Origin of the sequence: Paraglaciecola sp. (genome assembly GCF_039942875.1) — a bacterium.
Taxonomy (GTDB): Bacteria; Pseudomonadota; Gammaproteobacteria; order Enterobacterales; family Alteromonadaceae; genus Paraglaciecola.
In genome coordinates this window covers 66,285-83,413 of record NZ_JBDVBQ010000015.1, presented here as the reverse complement: position 1 = coordinate 83,413, position 17,129 = coordinate 66,285, and the positions used below count along the sequence as shown (strand labels likewise).

Here is a 17,129-nt window from a genome sequence, read left to right as displayed (position 1 = left end):
ATGATTAGGATAACGAACTAACATGGAAACAAACGTCCCCGATATAGCAGAGATAATTCAACTAGCTGTCGCACCTGTAATTATGTTGACGGGTGTTGCAGGGTTTCTAAACGTCATGTCTGGCCGATTAGGAAGAATTGTTGATAGAGCGCGAATTATGGAACGCCGGGTACACACAATTAAAAATCCTGACTTTCTTAGACAGTCAGAGAAAGAGTTAGCAAACCTATGGAGGCGCATAACCATAATCAATCGTTCTATCGGATTATGTACCGCCTCTGCGTTATTCGTATGTTCTATGGTGACATGCTTATTTTTAGGAGATTTTTGGTTAATTGACCTGAGTGAATTGATTTTATCGTTATTTGTTTTAGCGCTTTTTCTACTTATTTTCGCGCTATTAATGTTTTTAAAAGAAGTACAATTAGCAACACGAACCCTACAAAGTGGTAAAGAGAAGTTATTCGAATAGCTTTTCTTTACCTGATTTTGCTAAACCCATTGAAAATGACGTAGTAAAAATAAACCTATTGTTGAGCTAATTAAAGAAAATAAAGTGCTACCTGCAATAATCGCGGCAGTAAGATGATAATCGCCGCCAATACTGCGCACCATAGGGTAAGCCGCAGCGGCAGTCGGTGCTGAAGTCATCATATAAAGTACGCCTAACTCGGTTCCTCGCAACCCAAACATATACCCAGCAACAGTCGCCACCAAAGGTAAAAATGCAATTTTACTGGCTATAGCCCAATACAATAAACTCGAGGCACGAAACTCTTGTAAGCGAATCGATGCCCCCACACACAATAATGCTAATGGTAGGGTCATACGGGCTAAGTATTGACCGGTGTCAGTGATTAATTGAGGCAGCTGAATCGATAACAAAGCCACAACCAGCGCGAGTCCGATGGCAATCGCCAATGGATTAGTCAAGACACTTTTTGCTACCGCTTTTACCGACGGAGTTTCAGCTTGGTGATAATAGAGAGTCAAAATTGAAAAAACATTGAGTGGCACCACAAGTACCGCCAAATAGATTGAAGCCAGTGCTATTGCTGAATCGCCAAAGGCGTTAACCGCTAATGCCAAACCAATAATTGCCATATTGCCCCGACACGCCCCTTGTACAAAGGCCCCTCTTGCCTCTTTGTTTGCAATGTAATACCCAAGAAAATGGTACAACAAAAACGTTATCGTCATCACCACAGCACCGAAGCCAATTAGAGACGTTGGAAATTCTTGAGACAAATTAATATTGGCAATATTAACAAACAGTAGACAAGGTAACGTCAAATTAAAAACCAGCTTAGAGCCTGTTTCAACAAACTCGTCAGTAATCCAACGAATACGTTTTAGAAAGACTCCCAAGATAATTATTAAGCTAATAGGTAAGGTAACTTCAACGGCAAAACCAAGTGATGCAAACATCTATACAATCCCTTCTATAATAATTATCTTTGCCACTTTAAATTTAATCCTCATTTAAATTCATGTTTTCATTATTACCTAGACTGAACTGGTAATATATATCTAGAGTACTTTCCAAGCCACTAACCGCTTCTAAATAGAGCTTGGGAAGTAACTCATAACGAATTGCCACTTCAGACTCAGAATCAAACACACCTACGCCATAACGTAATTGCACTCCCGGTGATATGGTGCCTGTAAGAGATAGCTGTGTGTCATCCCCCTGCCCTGATGTATCCAATGAAACGTCTTGAAAGCCTAACTTGTTACCCGCTTTGCTTACTAAGTTTTCACTTTGGCCTAACCCCAAAGATAGCAAGGCATTGGTTAATATAGTGTCTTGACTGTCATCACTTGAGTCACCTAAACCTCGACCCGTTAATATATACGACAAACTTTGTTGCTGCTCCATTTCAGGTTCAGAAAAGACAGTGACAGTAGGGCTTTCTACTCCTCCTTCAACTCGTAACCCTGCAACGACATCATCTTCGGTTAAATCAGGATCGCGTATCGCTTCAATATTTAAATAGGGCTTATCTAGGGTGGTATTAAACAATATATCCCCTTCTCTTATGACCAGGTTTTGTCCGTAAGCTTTATATTTACCGTTTACAAGCTGAATTTCGCCACTTGCTAACAGATCTGCTTTTTTATTTCGTAATCGAAGTTGCCCTTGTAAATCTGTGGTTAACCCAAAAGCGTCAAGCTTCACTTCATCGGCTTTTAAAGGATCGACCTTAATAAGCAGATCAAGTGCCAATTTTTGTGCACTTTGCTGCTTCTGCGCTTCTTGTTCAACCAAGATTACATCATCAGATAACGACACTGCGCCTTGAGGTAAATCCCTAACTTTAACTCGAGCATAAGGTATACTAATTTCACCGTTAACAGCCACGTCATTCGCAACAAACTCGACGATTACGTCTGGGCTAATGCTAGCTTTTACGATATTTTGATAATCAAATTCAAGGGCATCACCACTAATATTTAGGTTGCCGCTCAATGAGGGCACCCAAGCGATTTGACCTTTTAACTCCCCCGGTCCTTTTCCTAGTCTATAGCTGCCACTAAAATCAGCATGGTTTCCATTTAAAACAATTTTCTGTTGAATATCACTTAACCAAACAGGTAAAGACTCGCCTTTAAGCTCACCATTTACCCATGCTAACTCCCCTTTTAATAGAGGGCTAGACACTGTACCCAGAACCTCAGATTGTCCTTTAATCACACCTTGTAAAACTTCTAACTGAGGTGCAAGTGCCAGAAAAGGCGCTAAGTTAAACTCGGAGATAAGCAATTCACCTTTTATCGGAGAACCCAGTATCCCATCTAAAGAAGCAGGTTGAGCTTGAATACTGCTAGTGAACTGCCCAATTTCTGGGCCAATAAAGTTCAAGTCAACTCGAATATCGTCAGCATTGGTACTGGCACTCAAAGACAAATCCTGAATATCTATTTGGAAATTATCCTGAGCTGTAAAGGTCCACTTAGCAGGGCTTAGTACCACATTGACAGTCGCGATAGGTAAGGACTGAATATCCCATGTTCCTGATGATTCCAATGCTAAGCGACTATTGGTTTGCAATGCAGGCAAGGTTGGCATAAACCTGCGTACTACAGGTAACAAATTAAATTCTTTAATGGCTAAATCCCAAGACATCACATTTTTCTGAAACTGTGCTTTTGTAACACACAGCTCACTTTCTTGCTGACGCCAACAGTGGCTGCCAATTGAGTATGCCTGCTTACCCCAGTCAGCTTGTATCTCAAATTCATCGACTAAATTTAAATTTGCATAGGACGAAGTTAGCTTGCCTGTTAACCACCTGCCCTGCCAACTAGTGTCATTTAGCTGGCCTTCAATTTGTACATTTATACTAGTGGTTTCACCCGTAGTGGTTAACTCAAGGTTATGGTTTTGGGGATCCCCCGTTAAACTTAATGTTGCAGTATCTACTTGGTTATTCATTCCTTGTATACCTGACAACGTTAACGCCATATCTAATGGTTTATGATCACCCCATTTCAGTTGCCCAGCGCCAGTGGCATCCGCCACTGTAATATCCGAGAACCTGAGCTGCTCCACAGACAAATCATAATTTACCTCAGGCTCAAATAGCGCACCTTTTACGCTGGCAACCAATGACATGGCCCCGCTTGCTTGTGGAAATGAATCAGCTATTTCAGGCGCGTCTAACTTAATATTTAAATCTATCAGTTCTTGCTGCTGTTGCACTGTACCAGTTACAAACAACTGATTTTCTGCGTTTTTTATAAGTAAATCACGAATTTTCAACTGACCATTTTCTACAAACGATGCCGCACCAGTGATAGATAACGGATAGTTTTGCCATAGCCCGTCAATATCCAAGGCCTCTGAATCAAACTCCCACGAGCCATTACTATTATTGAATTTAGTCGGAATGGTGCCGTTTATCTCCGCCTGTATATCTGGCCAAAAGACACCTGGCTTTATATTTTGAACTTGAGTGCTACCTTGCCATGCTATGACTTTTGCAAAATCTAAAGAGCCTTTAGTATTAACTTCTCCCGCTAAGGTTTTGATAAATAATTTATCTAGGCTAAGTGATTTTTGTTTCGCATTTACTTGAGCTAAAGCTAGGATATTTAACTGTGCATCAGGAATGTCTTCTCCGCTCACGCCTGTAGTTACAATCAATTTTAATGCATCTAAACTGCCACTTAGCTTTACATCTCCAGCTTCTGAATTGAAGCTAGGCTCAGTTAATGGCCAACCTAGGTTCTCCCAACTTAGCGATGCATTTAAAGGTAAACCGGCTCTAGATAACTGAGCTGATACCTCTGCCGATAAAGCTGTTACTGCAGTTTGAGAATTATAGGCGTTATCACCACTGACCACATTTAAGGTTGTCGTCACCTTTTGAATATTGCCATTAGAGGCAATAGCAACCGTTACAGGATTGTTTTCTGGCCACAAGCCTTGCCCATCTAGGGTTAACTCGTGAGTGAGTTCACCATCAAACTGAATATCGCCTTTTACATTGATATGACCTAGCTGATGTTCAACATAAAGCTCACTTAACTCAAAATCGTTACTATTTCCCGTAGCCTGTACATTAACTTTTTTTAATTTAATTAACTCCTGACCAGCAATATTTAGCTCAGTATCTAACATTGTAAAATCTAGAATATTAAAGTGTATTGGCAAAATTATGGGAAGTGTTTGTAGCGGCTCATATTGCCACCTAGACCAATCAAAACTTGTTGTAGGTTGTGCAGTTTCATTGGCATAAGTGGTCACAATCAAATTTTTTAGCTGAACTTTGGGTACGTGTAATTCCTTATAAAAACTCAATTCTCCGTTTAGCTGCAGCCAAGTTAAATTCAAGGTGTTTTCTAGACTTACTGAAAGGTTACTTATATCAATATTTTTAACAGACACTGGAATAGGCATGGTGATAACTGATGTAGTGACACCTCTAGAGTCTGGGGGGCTAGCTTTAGCAATATTTACAGCTACTTTTGAGGTACTAAGTGAGTCTACGCACACTGCTAGCTGCCATATACATTCAAAACTAATAGATACGGTTAGGTCGTTAAGAACGGCTTGAGTCCCAGCATCACGCCATTCAAGGCGTGTTAAATTTAGCTCTGAACTTAAGCCACCACTGCCATATTCGATATCCAATGGCTCTAACATGCTATCTGCGGTATTAAGTAAAACTTTGGCGCCGTAGGGAGTAAATATAAAACCAACCACCAGCATCAACACGATCAAAAATGCCAACATGGTACGATAAAATAGCTTTACCAGTTTTCTTTTAGTAGAGGTGTGATGGGTAGCTTGAATATCCTTAGCTTTATCACTCATAACGATGGCCCCATAGAAAGATGGAAATAACGAGTAGAACCAAAGTCGCTTTTCCCTTTAGCTAAATAGAAGCGCACTGGCCCAATGGGTGAATTCCAAACAGCGCCAATTCCCACTCCTAAGGCATAATCATCTATAGGATTATCAGTCGCGTTGCCCCCATCAATAAACGCTGCGGCTCGCCAACTATCAGACACAGGGTATGAATATTCAAAGCTTGCTACCGCTAAGAACTGCCCCCCTATTAGTTCTTCTTCTCCGTCATCGTCCACTTCAAATGGTGATAAGGTATTATAATCAAACCCTCTAACACTCTGGTCTCCGCCAGTAAAATATCGCAAACTCGAAGGGACTTGATCAAAGTCGTTAGTGACAATGCCGCCCACTTCAGCTCTCCATTGAAAGCGATGTTGACCTAAGCTTCTCACCCATTTTGTTTTCGCTGATATTCGAACAAGATTGATATCTGATAACACAGAGTCAGATGCGACTTCAGCGGTAATGGTTTGTTTATCCCCCCAATTAATATCAAGGCCACCTCGGCTTCGTAACCGACTTATTGTCATACCGGGTGTTAATAACCGCGTGGTTTGCTCTTCTTCTAAACCTTGAGTAAAGGTTTCCTGTTCAAGCTTTAGGAATGCTGAACGCTGCCAATCTGAGCCAACCACAGTCCAATGCCTTGTAGCAGATATTGACCACTTTTCACTGTCTGTGTCGTTGTCATCCTCAGCTTGGTACCCCACCTGATAACTTAAATAATTTTGAATAGCGTCTTCTAAAGGTACTTTATAGTTCAAAGAAATATACTGCTCTGGCTCCGATAAATAAACTTGGCCTCCCACTGAATGGCCACTGCTGTTTGCCCAAGGGCGCTGCCATTTACCTGTAAATCGTGGACCCACATCAGATGAAACTCCCGCCCCCACATCAAAATTATCTCTTGGCTTGTGGGTTAAGATGACTTCAATTGGAATAACAAAGTCTTTTGCTTTTGACAATAAAGGCCTAACAATCGCGTTAGTAAAATACTGGGTTTGTTTAACTCTACGGTTGAGTAAGCCTAATTGGCTAGCCACATACAAGTCACCTGTTTTAAAAGGTAATAACTCTGTCACTAACTCTTTAGCTCTTGCATCTTGACCAAATTGTAATTCACCAAATTTGTAGCGAGTGCCTGTATCCATATGCAAGGTGATATCGGCAACATTTAAAGACTCATACACTTTGATATGACTTTGCTTGTATTCAGAATCGAAATATCCACGGGATAACATTAAGCTTTGTAATTGTGACTTTGTGCTGTCATAAAGAGCATGCTCAAGGGGGGTCCCTTGTTTTAACTTTACCGAAGTTTTCCACTGGATGACCTCTGAGTCTTGAGAGCCTTCGCCATCAATAATAATGGCAACCTCTCTAAGCTTAGTTACCTGCCCTAAATCAATTTTAAGGCTCCAGTCTTTTTTAGGGGCACTTTGTGGGGGCGCAATCACTTGAACTTGAACGTGGTAATAACCATAAACTTGGGTAGCAATATTCACTTTCTCAACGAGTTGTTGTTTGTATTGGGAGTACTGATAAATACTTGAGGGAGTGTCTAGGTACCCAATATGTGCTTGAATATTCTCATTAATGGTAGAGTTTTTTACACCCTGAATTTCAACAGCGGCTAATGCACTAAAAGGGACAATAGAGATAAAAAAAAGGACAAAAGCATAGGTAACAACACGTGGAACTAAAAACAGCAAAAAGGTCTCGCTTTTCTTAACAGAATTAAAAGTGATAGCTATTCTTTATTCTACAAGATACCTAAACCGTTGTAATGCTTAATACACATCTTTAAACTTACTGCATCTGCTCCAATAAATTCGTTTAATGAGATATCTAAATCCTATATGAAAACCCAAACACATAAAAAAATATGCATAGTGACTGGTGGCAGTTTTGGTATCGGCTATGCGGTGTGCCAAAAATTTTTAGAGCACAACTATCATGTTGTGAATTTAGATATCAAAGGCAACCCAAAGCAATCAACAGACATAGAGTGGATTGAATGCGACATGTCTAACGCTGTTGACATAACATCAAATTTTCAAAGTATCATTAGTCAACATAAAAGAGTAGATGCACTAATATCCAATGCGGGCATTCACTACTCGGGCAATATAGAACAAACTGCAGATGAAGATTTTGAGCGTGTATTTTCACTCAATGTAAAAGGCGCAATCGCCGCAACCAAAGCTGTTTTACCAATAATGAAGCAACAGCTGTCTGGGGTTATTTTGTATATGGCATCGGATCAGGCAATAGTCGCGAAGCCCAACTCTTTTGCCTACAACCTAAGTAAAACCGCCTTAGCATCAATGGCAAAAACCACAGCCTTAGATTATGCAAAATTTAATATCAGAGCCAATGCAATATGCCCTGGTACCATTGAAACTCCCTTGTACCATAACGCCATTCAAACCTATGTAGACAAGTCAGGAGCGGATATTAAAAACGTTCACCAAGAAGAAGCCAGTTTACAACCTCTCGGAAGGTTGGGTAAAGCTCACGAAGTAGCAGCATTAACCTATTTTTTAGCTACAAATGATGCAGCATTTATTACTGGAAGCCTACAGTCCATCGATGGTGGCTATACCGCCCAATAGCCGCATATATTATGAATAAAGCCCCGTTGAAAATCATTGATCCCCATATACACTTATTTGATTTAAATAAAGGTAAATATGATTGGCTAAAACCACACAATGCGCCCCTATGGCCAGACAAAATAAACATTAACCGTGATTTTAATGAAGCACACTTACACCTCGGCGAGGCCCAAGAGCTAGCTGGTTTTGTGCATATTGAAGCAGGGTTTGATAACCAACAACCGTGGCGTGAAATTGACTGGCTAGAACAAAATTGTACCTTACCATTTAAGAGTGTGGCATTTGCAGATCTATGTAATGAGACTTTCAATACACACATTCAACAATTAAAACAACGAGCCTCTGTGGTGGGAATTCGTTATATTTTAGATGACGACGCTTATAAAGTTTTAAGCTCTGATATGACCTACAAACACCTTGCCCTGTTACAACAGCAAAACCTAAGTTTTGACGCGCAACTCTCTTTAGCTGATGACTCAGGCGTAGGGCAATTGATTACAATAGTTAAAAAACTCCCTTTGTTAAAAGTCATCATAAACCATGGTGGCTGGCCCCTTAATAACTGTACACCAACCACGCAGCGAAGCTGGAAAGCTAACCTCATAAAATTATCACAGTATGATAACGTCGCCATTAAGTTATCAGGATGGGAAATGTCAGATAGACGGTGGGAGCTTGAACAGGCTTCAAATCTATTAAAAGATTGCTTAGCAGTATTCGGTGAGCAAAGAGTGATGTTAGCAAGTAACTTCCCTCTTTGTACTTTTAGTCACTCTTATAAAGAGTTATGGGGCGACTACAAACTGCTATTGGAAGGCTGCGAACCTAGCGCTACCAACATCATTTATAATAATGCCTTACATTGGTACCAATTTGATTAATTAAAAGTTATATCGTAAGCCAACAAACAATGAAGCCGCCTCTAGGTCATCCTGCCCTTTTATATATTCAATTTCAGTACGAACTAGGGTTCTGGCTCCAACAAAATAATCAAACCCTAAGCCAATCACTGCAGCTACGCCCCCCTCGTCATAATCACACAAGGTGGCAGTACCGTAATCATCAATCTCTATAGTCGTGCCTTGACCTAATTGACATTCTTGTACCCCAGCTTGTAAGCCTTGGCCTCTGACATCTGTTTTTAATAAACCTAAACGATAAAATAACTCTCCGTACCTGTTAGAAGCCTTCCCTAAAACAGCTAAAAATAAGGCATCACCTTGGATAAGTTGTTTTTCATTCACAACCTCATTCGCTGTAGGTAATGTGGCAACAAAAAGCCCATCATAACCCAACTGTTGATATCCTGCTTCCACATACCACTTAGGATGAAACTGATACCCTAACCCAAGTTTATAGCTCAGATTTTGGTTGCTATTATCTGCTATTTCTAAATTAGTTATACCTAACGAAAATACACTGTATAGCCTATCTGCAGCTACTCCTTGCCAACAAGCCACACAGCCTAATAACAGTAGCACAAGTCTTTTCACTATCACGCTTTAGTCCAATTTAAAATCTATTATTAATACCATACTACATTTTCATAAGTTGCAACAATTATGGTTAACCTGCTGCAAACTTATACTTTCAACTAAATAGGTATAGTTAAATACAGCTAAATACCAAATCACAAATTGCTTAGTTTGCTGTCAATGTTTAGTATCTAAATTAATAACATAATAATGATAATAAGCAGGGGTTGTTAAGTTTAATGAATAAGGTTTGTATAATAATCTTGGTGCTTTTTGGGTGCATTGCGTGTGTTAGCGGATCAGCACCACCTATTATGACCGAAGAAAAGTTTGAAACCCGAATTAGTGACAATGGGCAAACAGAATTTGTATATGGAATATCTTGGGAAAACACCTCCCAAGAGTCTTTATTGCGAAAGGGAAGACAAGAGATAGATAGGCCCAGAAAAGATAGTTTTAACTCTCGGTCAGACAATCAAAGATTAGATATTCAGGCTAATAATCAAACTAAACTGGATCTAGAAGATAGAGCCGCTAACGCCTTAAAATTAAAACTAGAAAAAGAACAGCTATGTTTAAAAGGTTACGAAATTAGTAATGTAGTTTGGAAGGCAGACAATATTCGCCTGCTAGGTTATTGTTTTTAACACGACTAATACGACTTAAATAAATATTGGAAAATCAATGCAAAGTATAAAAACACGTGCTGCAGTCGCTTGGGCAGCTAATCAACCTTTAACCATTGAAGAAGTAGATTTAGCACCACCTAAAAAAGGCGAAGTTTTAGTAAAGATTATTGCCACAGGCGTGTGTCACACCGACGCTTATACCTTGTCTGGTGATGATCCTGAAGGTTTATTTCCTGCCATATTAGGCCACGAAGGTGCAGGTATAGTCCAAGCCATTGGTGAGGGCGTGACCTTAGTTGAGGTTGGCGATCACGTAATTCCTTTATACACACCAGAGTGTGGTAAATGTAAATTCTGTTTGTCAGGTAAGACTAACCTTTGCCAAGCGATTCGTAGTACTCAAGGTAATGGTGTCATGCCCGATGGAACTAGCCGATTTTCCATTAACGGCGAACCTATTTATCACTACATGGGAACCTCGACTTTTGCTGAACATACTGTAGTACCAGAAATTGCTCTGGCTAAAATTCCCAAGGAAGCACCACTAGAAAAGGTCTGTTTATTAGGTTGTGGGGTTACCACAGGAATGGGAGCCGTGACTAATGCTGCAAAAGTTAAAGAAGGCGATACTGTTGCAGTCTTTGGACTAGGCGGAATTGGCTTGTCGGTATTGATTGGAGCGAAAATGGCTAAAGCAGGCCGTATTATTGCCATTGATGTCAACGAAGACAAATTTGATATTGCGAAAAAGTTAGGTGCCACAGATGTCGTTAACCCTAAAGACTTTGATGCTTCAATCCAAGAAGTCATAGTAGACATGACCGAAGGCGGTGTGGATTACTCGTTCGAGTGTATCGGAAATGTAGATGTCATGCGTTCAGCTCTCGAGTGCTGTCACAAAGGCTGGGGCGAATCTGTGATTATTGGAGTCGCTGGTGCAGGCCAAGAAATATCAACCCGTCCATTCCAACTAGTTACCGGTCGTGTTTGGCGCGGGACTGCATTTGGTGGGGTCAAAGGCCGCAGTCAACTCCCTGATTATGTACAACGCTACATGGATGGAGAGTTTGAATTAGATACCTTTATAACCCATACCATGGCTCTAGAAGATATCAACTCTGCCTTTGATCTTATGCATGAAGGCAAATCAATTCGTAGCGTGGTGCATTTTTAATGACTATTGCAACAGAACTTGCTGAATTGAGTGCCAATAAGTGTTTTGGTGGCACTCAAAAGCGTTATAGCTATCGTTTTAGCGTACTAAATTGCGAAATGAAATTTAGTGTATTTATTCCGCCAGTTAAAGACACGAATCAAAGATTACCAGTGTTGTATTGGTTAAGCGGATTAACGTGCACCGATGAAAACTTTGCCACCAAATCCGGTGCACAAAGAGCAGCAGCTAGATTAGGGATCATGTTAGTGATGCCAGATACCAGTCCCAGAGGGGATGCAGTTCCTGATGCAGCAGATGGCGCTTATGATCTTGGGTTAGGGGCAGGTTTTTATGTGAATGCTACAGAGCAACCTTGGCAAGATAACTATCAAATGTATGACTATATAGTTGATGAGCTACCAAGCCTTATTCAAAAAGAGTTTAAGGTCAAACCCAAAGCAGCAATTGCAGGGCACTCAATGGGAGGACATGGTGCTTTAATCGTCGCGCTGTCTAATATGAAACAATATTGTTCAGTCTCGGCTTTTGCTCCTATTGTTAACCCAAGTGATTGCCAATGGGGACAAAAAGCGTTTAAACACTATTTGGGGGCAAACACCAAGGATTGGGAGGCTTACGACAGCTGTGCATTGATGCGCCAACAAGGTAGCTTTTTGCATATACCTATGCTGATTGACCAAGGGCTAGATGACAATTTTTTTCATACCCAAAAGCTTACAAGTCCATTAGAACACGTTGCCAAAGATATAAATTATAAAGCAGAGTTTCGCTATCACCCTGGCTATGATCACAGTTACTTTTTTATTGCTAGCTTCATTGAAGAACACCTGTCTTTCCACGCAGAGCATCTTAGTAAGACTTAATAATGAACTACCTGTTAGATTTATTTGATTACCAATCGACTAGTTTATTTCTTGTCGGTGAATTTCACCTAGGTTTAGTGACATTATCATTAGTCATTGCTGCGCTATCTGCATTTATGGCTTTTCAGGTGGCACAACAAGCTACCACTACCCCCCTATGGGGTCAATCGGTGAAGAAATTCCAATAGAAGGTCGTATCGTCGCCTTGGCAGATGTATTTGATGCCCTCACCAGTAAGCGTCCATACAAAGAAGCATGGCCAATAGAAGAAGCCATGAACTTTATTAGAGAACAAAAACACAAACACTTTGATCCCGAATTAGTAGACCTATTTGAACAAAATCTACCCGCTATTTTAGAAATGAAGAACCGTTGGGTAGACGACTAGCACTAGCGAGACTTAAAAATAATATTCCAAACTAAGTTGCAGGTAATCGTCACGGCGAATTAAATAGGTTGGTTCAGAGGGTTCATCACTGGAGAAAAACCACCCATCTACACGCCATTTCCAATTGTCATTGATTCTACTAGAAGCCTCAATAAAACCAGACCTAACCTTAGAGTAATCTAAATCCTGAACCGCACCGATTAAAATTTCTGTGCCATCAATATCATTAAATACAATACGACTTCCTAACATCAGATCATTTTGTGCTTGGGTCTCGGTATCACGTTCGTCGTATTGATATTCCATTAGCCAGTTTACGTCTATAAAGCTATCAAACACTTGAACAAAGGAATACTCAAATCCCCCCACAAAAGCACTGGTACTCTGATCGAGAATTTTACGATGAACACCTTCAAATTTAAGCGTCCAGTCACCCACTAAAGCCAACGCATCTAAACCAACTTGCTGCAATAAAGGGTAATAAGGCAGAATGCTCGACTCAGAGGACTCATTGGTATCTAACATAAAAAGAGGCTCTCTAGAGGTGCCATCAAAATAAGACAAACCTATATCCCAATTTTCCAAAGAGTATTCCCAGCGTGCCGCCCAATCTAGATGTTGCTCTTCATCATCGGACTCATAAAGCGAGTTATCCGTATTTACTGGTAAAGGGGCTCGAAAGTGACCATCAAGCCCTGAAAATGTGCGCTCTCTAAAGTAAGGTAACAAGTAAACTGTGGTGTTTCCCCAATCCTTAAATAGAGAAAAAGTAGCCATAGGTTGACCAAGTTTATCTTCGCCATCAATCGCTTCAACAGCATCGGTTTGATTAATGATATCAACTAAATGTAAAGATTCGGTTTGCCCCCAGAATACTTTTCCTATGCCTGCTTGAAATTCCCACTCAGCACCTGAATGAGTCCATTTTAGTTCGCGAATATCTATATGAGTTCTTTCTGAGTCTTGCTGATCAACACGTAAAAAGCCTTTCAATACGATACTGTCATCACCATTATTGAATGATGTGTACAACTCAGGAGAAAAGTATCCAGATAAATTACTTCTTTGTTGTTGTGGGTAAGCTGCATCTTCAAAAAAATAACGTTGCTCTACCCCTGCATCACCATGGTACTCAATATCAGCAAGCGTAATCATAGGGAAAATTGCAATAAGAAATGCACCGAGCAGTTTCAATTTTTGGCCTTTAATTCAAAATTTTGATTTTTACTTAACATTTTTAAGTCTAGCTTCATCAAAATCTCCCTTGCCCAGCCCCACATCAAACTCGAGATTATGTGTCACTAACTCGGTACTTTTTCCATTTTGCTCATTAAACATTTCCATTCTCATTGGCCGCCAGTATTTATTTAAATATAACTCATACTCTTCCATAACGAGCTCTTTTAATAGGCTCTTTTTACGATCATAAGATTCAACTTTCAACACTCGGTAATGCTTTTTATCGAGCCAAACCACTTGTTTGGTATAACCTGAGTTTTTATCCAAGGGGATCTGCTCAACTACAAAACAAGCTTGACCATCAAAACTTTCTTCTCTTAAAAATTTAAACGTAAACTTTTCAATTTCGAAAGAGCTCATGTCTTCGTAAGCAAATTCACTGCCCATAAAGGGGCCCGACTTGTTTTTAGAACGTATTCGCGTGACCCGTTTACGTTTTGGCAAATATATCCATTGGTCATCTGGTTCATTGGTATGTGAAAAACTTAGAAATGCGGTCCCCTTTACGTCCAATGGCTGATCAAAAATTGTTAATCCTTTATCACCATCACCTATAACCTCCAAAGACTTAATACGCATTTTACGCTCAACTTCTTGTCCTTGAGCATTCCTTAAAATCATACTGACATCTGCGGAACTGTCACCCCAACCTATGTCTCTAGCTTTGCGCTCTTTGGCAATTTCGAGCCCTCTTTCATCAGCAGTTTGAGCATAAACGTTGAGGTTTAGTAAAAGTACTAAAGATAGAAGCATTAATAATTGGCAACACCTAGATTTAAGGTTAGTCATGGAATATTCCTGATTAAGATAAAACGGGGGCATTCTCATTTTTTTTGCGATCAAACGCAATTAAGAATGCTGGTAAAAATAAGAAGTCTACAACTAAGGCCACCACAATAATGATACTAGTTAGTAAACCCATTTCAGAGTTAACTGCGAAAGGAGACAAGGTTAAAACTGAAAACCCTGCGGCTAAAACTAAAGTAGTCACCCACAATGCTTTCCCTACACTTGCAAATGCAAAGCGCACACTGCTCTTGGCATTTTGACCAAGTCCTCTTGCATGGCCATACTTGGTCAAAAAGTGTACTGTGTCATCTACAATAATCCCTAACGTCATACTTAGTACTATCGATAGCCCTAAATTAACTTCAGCGGAATACAGCCCCCAAATTCCAAACCCTATACAAGCGGGTAATAAGTTAGGTAACAAACTAATTATGCCCATTCGCCATGATCTCAAAGCAAACACCAGTAAAATTGAAATCAAGATTAAAGCAACAACTGATCCCTTCAACATACTTTCCATATTAGCTTCTCCAATATGTGCGAACATCAGATTAGGGCTGGCCACAATTAAACTATAGTCATCAACATTATCATCAAACCACGTTCTTGCTCGGGACTCTAGGCCTGTCAATTCTTTACTACCTAGGTTTTTCACTACTGTCATAATTCGAGTAGCAGATTTATTTAAATCGAGTTGATTGGTTAAATCTAGTCCATAAGGCAATGAAAACTCATACATCAATAAATATTGAGCCGCCAACTCCCGATCATCTGGTAGCTTATAAAATGCCATGTCATCCTTGTTCATATTTTTGTTCAAGCGCTTATAAGTGTCGGCAATTGTGGAAACATGGTCCACTTCCGGTTGAGCACGCAACCACTCACTAAACTGCTCTACAACAATAAGAACCTCGGGAATATTGATCCCCGAATCAATATTTGAGTTGATAGCAAAATCAATACTCGTCATACCGCTAAGATTTTGCTCTTGGAAATTAGTGGACTGCCTAAATTCAGTAGTATCATCAAAATAATCAGTAGCAATATCATTTAAATGATTCTTAAATGAAAATCCGATCGCCAGCAAAGTCACCACCAAACTGATTGGCAATAATTTATTATGGTGGTTTATCACCCACTCCCCAAATTTCTCTGTGGCCCCTATATGTCTATTCTGTGCTTTGACCTTATTTAAGGGTAATAACACTATCATGGCGGGTAAAATACTCAGGGAGAAAACACACGCAAACACCACACCTATGGCAGTTAGGTTACCTAAATCAGCTAAAATAGGTACTTCTGAAAAGTTTAATGTAAGAAATCCAATTGCCGTAGTTAAACTGGTAATTAAGATTGGCTTTTTGTTTAAGTGAATACTATATAAAAGCGCCTCTCTTTTCTCTTTTCCTTGACTCATTGAGAACATCATACTGGAGATTACATGAATACAGTCAGCCACCGCTAACGTCATCACTATAGTAGGCACATTTACGCTGGCAGTGCTTAGAAAAAAGCCTAACCACCCCGCTAACCCCATAGTAGATAAAATACTCGCGATTATCACGAATAGGGTCGCTACGGTTCCAATGAAAGTACGCAACAACAGCCACATAATAACCAGAATAGCCAAAAACATAAGGGGGATAAGTGTAGACGCATCTTGTTTGGCAGAATCAGCAAATGCGTTGTTCATTATCACCATACCGGTGTGATAAAAATCATGGTTTGGATACTGGTTCTTGAACGTATTTGTCATCTCCTTTACAAACTCAGTAATAACAAACACTTCTTCCGTTTGATCACCGTCAGGTAAATTAATAATAATATTTACGATTGAAACATGTCCTTTTTCTGACACCATACGGCCAACTAAGTTAGGCTCATGCAACGCTATATTTTTAACTCTATTTATTTCATCTTCAGATATATTAACGGGCTCAAGTACCAAATCATCAACCACAAGGTCATCGTCTTCAGCCCAGGTATGTTGAAAGTTTGTAAGAGAGTCGACTCGAATTGACATAGGCGTTTGCCAAGCCTGTTCGGTCATTTTTTGTATTAGCGTTAAGGTTTCTTTGGTAAATACGTTGCCAGATTTTGGGGCGATAATAATGCTGACATTTTCATTTTTACTGAAAGTGTTTTGCATATGTTCAAATGCCATTCTTTGAGGGTTGTCGTCCTCAAAAAACACCTTGTAATCCCCTCTAAAATATAGATTTTTAGCTCCGAGCGCCGAAACAAAAATTAGAATCACACCTATAATCAATACAATCTTAGGATGAGTAACGGGAATATTTAACCAAGAATTTTTCACTTAACATGCCACCTTTTTGAATTTGAGCGCTACAGAAAGCTTTCTTAGCAACATATCTAGCCCTCAAGATATACATTATCTCTTTGTATAAAAAGTTAAAGTATTTCCCTATCTAAGCTCGCTAGTCTAACACCCAAAAACCGATGAAATGTCACATATATTTACTATCGACTACCTAAGCTTTTTTACAAGTTCATACTGACTTTAAGCCTGACAAATGCACTAAAGCCAATATTAAATTTTAAATAAATGTATTTATAGGCCCAAAATATCATTAA

General features: G+C 39.8%; 14 protein-coding genes and 1 pseudogene. 8 read left to right on the top strand and 7 right to left on the bottom strand.

The features are described 5' to 3' along the window. The first annotated feature begins 22 nt into the window (after window positions 1-22). A complete protein-coding gene (locus ABJE44_RS04325) occupies window positions 23-472 on the top strand; it encodes a DUF2721 domain-containing protein (RefSeq protein ID WP_348120654.1) in 450 nt (149 codons plus the stop codon). Between the two features lie 20 nt (window positions 473-492). Here the strand turns inward: ABJE44_RS04325 and ABJE44_RS04320 are convergent, their stop codons facing one another. Genes ABJE44_RS04320 through ABJE44_RS04310 form a run of 3 tightly spaced genes read right to left on the bottom strand, consistent with a single transcriptional unit; the run spans window position 493 to window position 7,068 of the window. Next, entirely contained in the window at window positions 493-1,428 is a 936-nt protein-coding gene (locus tag ABJE44_RS04320; RefSeq protein ID WP_348111136.1) for an AEC family transporter, read from the bottom strand. 43 nt (window positions 1,429-1,471) lie between these two features. After that, on the bottom strand, window positions 1,472-5,320 hold the full coding sequence (locus ABJE44_RS04315) for a translocation/assembly module TamB domain-containing protein (protein WP_348111137.1): 3,849 nt from the start codon (window positions 5,318-5,320) through the stop codon (window positions 1,472-1,474). Beyond that, the gene (locus ABJE44_RS04310; protein WP_348111138.1) at window positions 5,317-7,068 is read right to left on the bottom strand and encodes an autotransporter assembly complex family protein; all 1,752 of its coding nucleotides are present in this window, start codon (window positions 7,066-7,068) and stop codon (window positions 5,317-5,319) included. The genes ABJE44_RS04315 and ABJE44_RS04310 overlap by 4 nt, the downstream gene beginning before the upstream one ends. Window positions 7,069-7,215: 147 nt before the next feature. On the opposite strand from ABJE44_RS04310, the gene ABJE44_RS04305 reads away from it, so the two are divergent. Together ABJE44_RS04305 and ABJE44_RS04300 are read left to right on the top strand one after the other, a co-directional pair. Beyond that, window positions 7,216-7,971: an SDR family oxidoreductase gene (locus tag ABJE44_RS04305; RefSeq protein ID WP_348111139.1), complete on the top strand. Its 756-nt coding sequence runs from the start codon at window positions 7,216-7,218 to the stop codon at window positions 7,969-7,971. Window positions 7,972-7,982: 11 nt separating this feature from the next. Then, window positions 7,983-8,855 (top strand): amidohydrolase family protein, encoded by an 873-nt coding sequence (locus tag ABJE44_RS04300; protein ID WP_348111140.1) that lies wholly within the window; start codon window positions 7,983-7,985, stop codon window positions 8,853-8,855. On the opposite strand, the gene ABJE44_RS04295 is transcribed toward ABJE44_RS04300, so the two are convergent. Further along, window positions 8,856-9,467, bottom strand: coding sequence for an outer membrane beta-barrel protein (locus ABJE44_RS04295; protein WP_348111141.1), 612 nt, complete (start codon window positions 9,465-9,467; stop codon window positions 8,856-8,858). It abuts the gene before it with no gap. 296 nt (window positions 9,468-9,763) lie between these two features. Between ABJE44_RS04295 and ABJE44_RS04290 the strand changes: the two genes are divergently transcribed. The 5 genes and pseudogenes from ABJE44_RS04290 to ABJE44_RS04270 form a co-directional block, all read left to right on the top strand. After that, on the top strand, window positions 9,764-10,096 hold the full coding sequence (locus tag ABJE44_RS04290) for a hypothetical protein (protein WP_348111142.1): 333 nt from the start codon (window positions 9,764-9,766) through the stop codon (window positions 10,094-10,096). Between the two features lie 37 nt (window positions 10,097-10,133). After that, window positions 10,134-11,252: an S-(hydroxymethyl)glutathione dehydrogenase/class III alcohol dehydrogenase gene (locus tag ABJE44_RS04285; RefSeq protein ID WP_348111143.1), complete on the top strand. Its 1,119-nt coding sequence runs from the start codon at window positions 10,134-10,136 to the stop codon at window positions 11,250-11,252. Continuing rightward, on the top strand, window positions 11,252-12,118 hold the full coding sequence (gene fghA, locus ABJE44_RS04280) for an S-formylglutathione hydrolase (RefSeq protein WP_348120652.1): 867 nt from the start codon (window positions 11,252-11,254) through the stop codon (window positions 12,116-12,118). Before ABJE44_RS04285 ends, fghA begins: the two co-directional genes overlap by 1 nt. A 2-nt stretch (window positions 12,119-12,120) precedes the next feature. Further along, entirely contained in the window at window positions 12,121-12,306 is a 186-nt protein-coding gene (locus ABJE44_RS04275) for a hypothetical protein (RefSeq protein WP_348111145.1), read from the top strand. After that, window positions 12,288-12,506, top strand: a pseudogene (locus ABJE44_RS04270) (HD domain-containing phosphohydrolase); the annotation flags it as partial. The gene ABJE44_RS04275 and the pseudogene ABJE44_RS04270, both read left to right, overlap by 19 nt. A 12-nt stretch (window positions 12,507-12,518) precedes the next feature. Here ABJE44_RS04270 and ABJE44_RS04265 read toward each other — a convergent pair. Genes ABJE44_RS04265 through ABJE44_RS04255 form a run of 3 tightly spaced genes read right to left on the bottom strand, consistent with a single transcriptional unit; the run spans window position 12,519 to window position 16,851 of the window. Further along, complete coding sequence (locus tag ABJE44_RS04265) at window positions 12,519-13,700, bottom strand: hypothetical protein (protein ID WP_348111146.1); 1,182 nt, start codon at window positions 13,698-13,700, stop codon at window positions 12,519-12,521. A 30-nt stretch (window positions 13,701-13,730) separates the two neighbouring features. Then, window positions 13,731-14,498 carry an outer membrane lipoprotein-sorting protein gene (locus tag ABJE44_RS04260; protein WP_348111312.1) on the bottom strand — a complete coding sequence of 256 codons (768 nt, stop codon included), beginning with the start codon at window positions 14,496-14,498 and terminating at the stop codon, window positions 13,731-13,733. Window positions 14,499-14,547: 49 nt separating this feature from the next. After that, window positions 14,548-16,851, bottom strand: coding sequence for an MMPL family transporter (locus ABJE44_RS04255; RefSeq protein ID WP_348111147.1), 2,304 nt, complete (start codon window positions 16,849-16,851; stop codon window positions 14,548-14,550). Window positions 16,852-17,129: the final 278 nt, after the last annotated feature.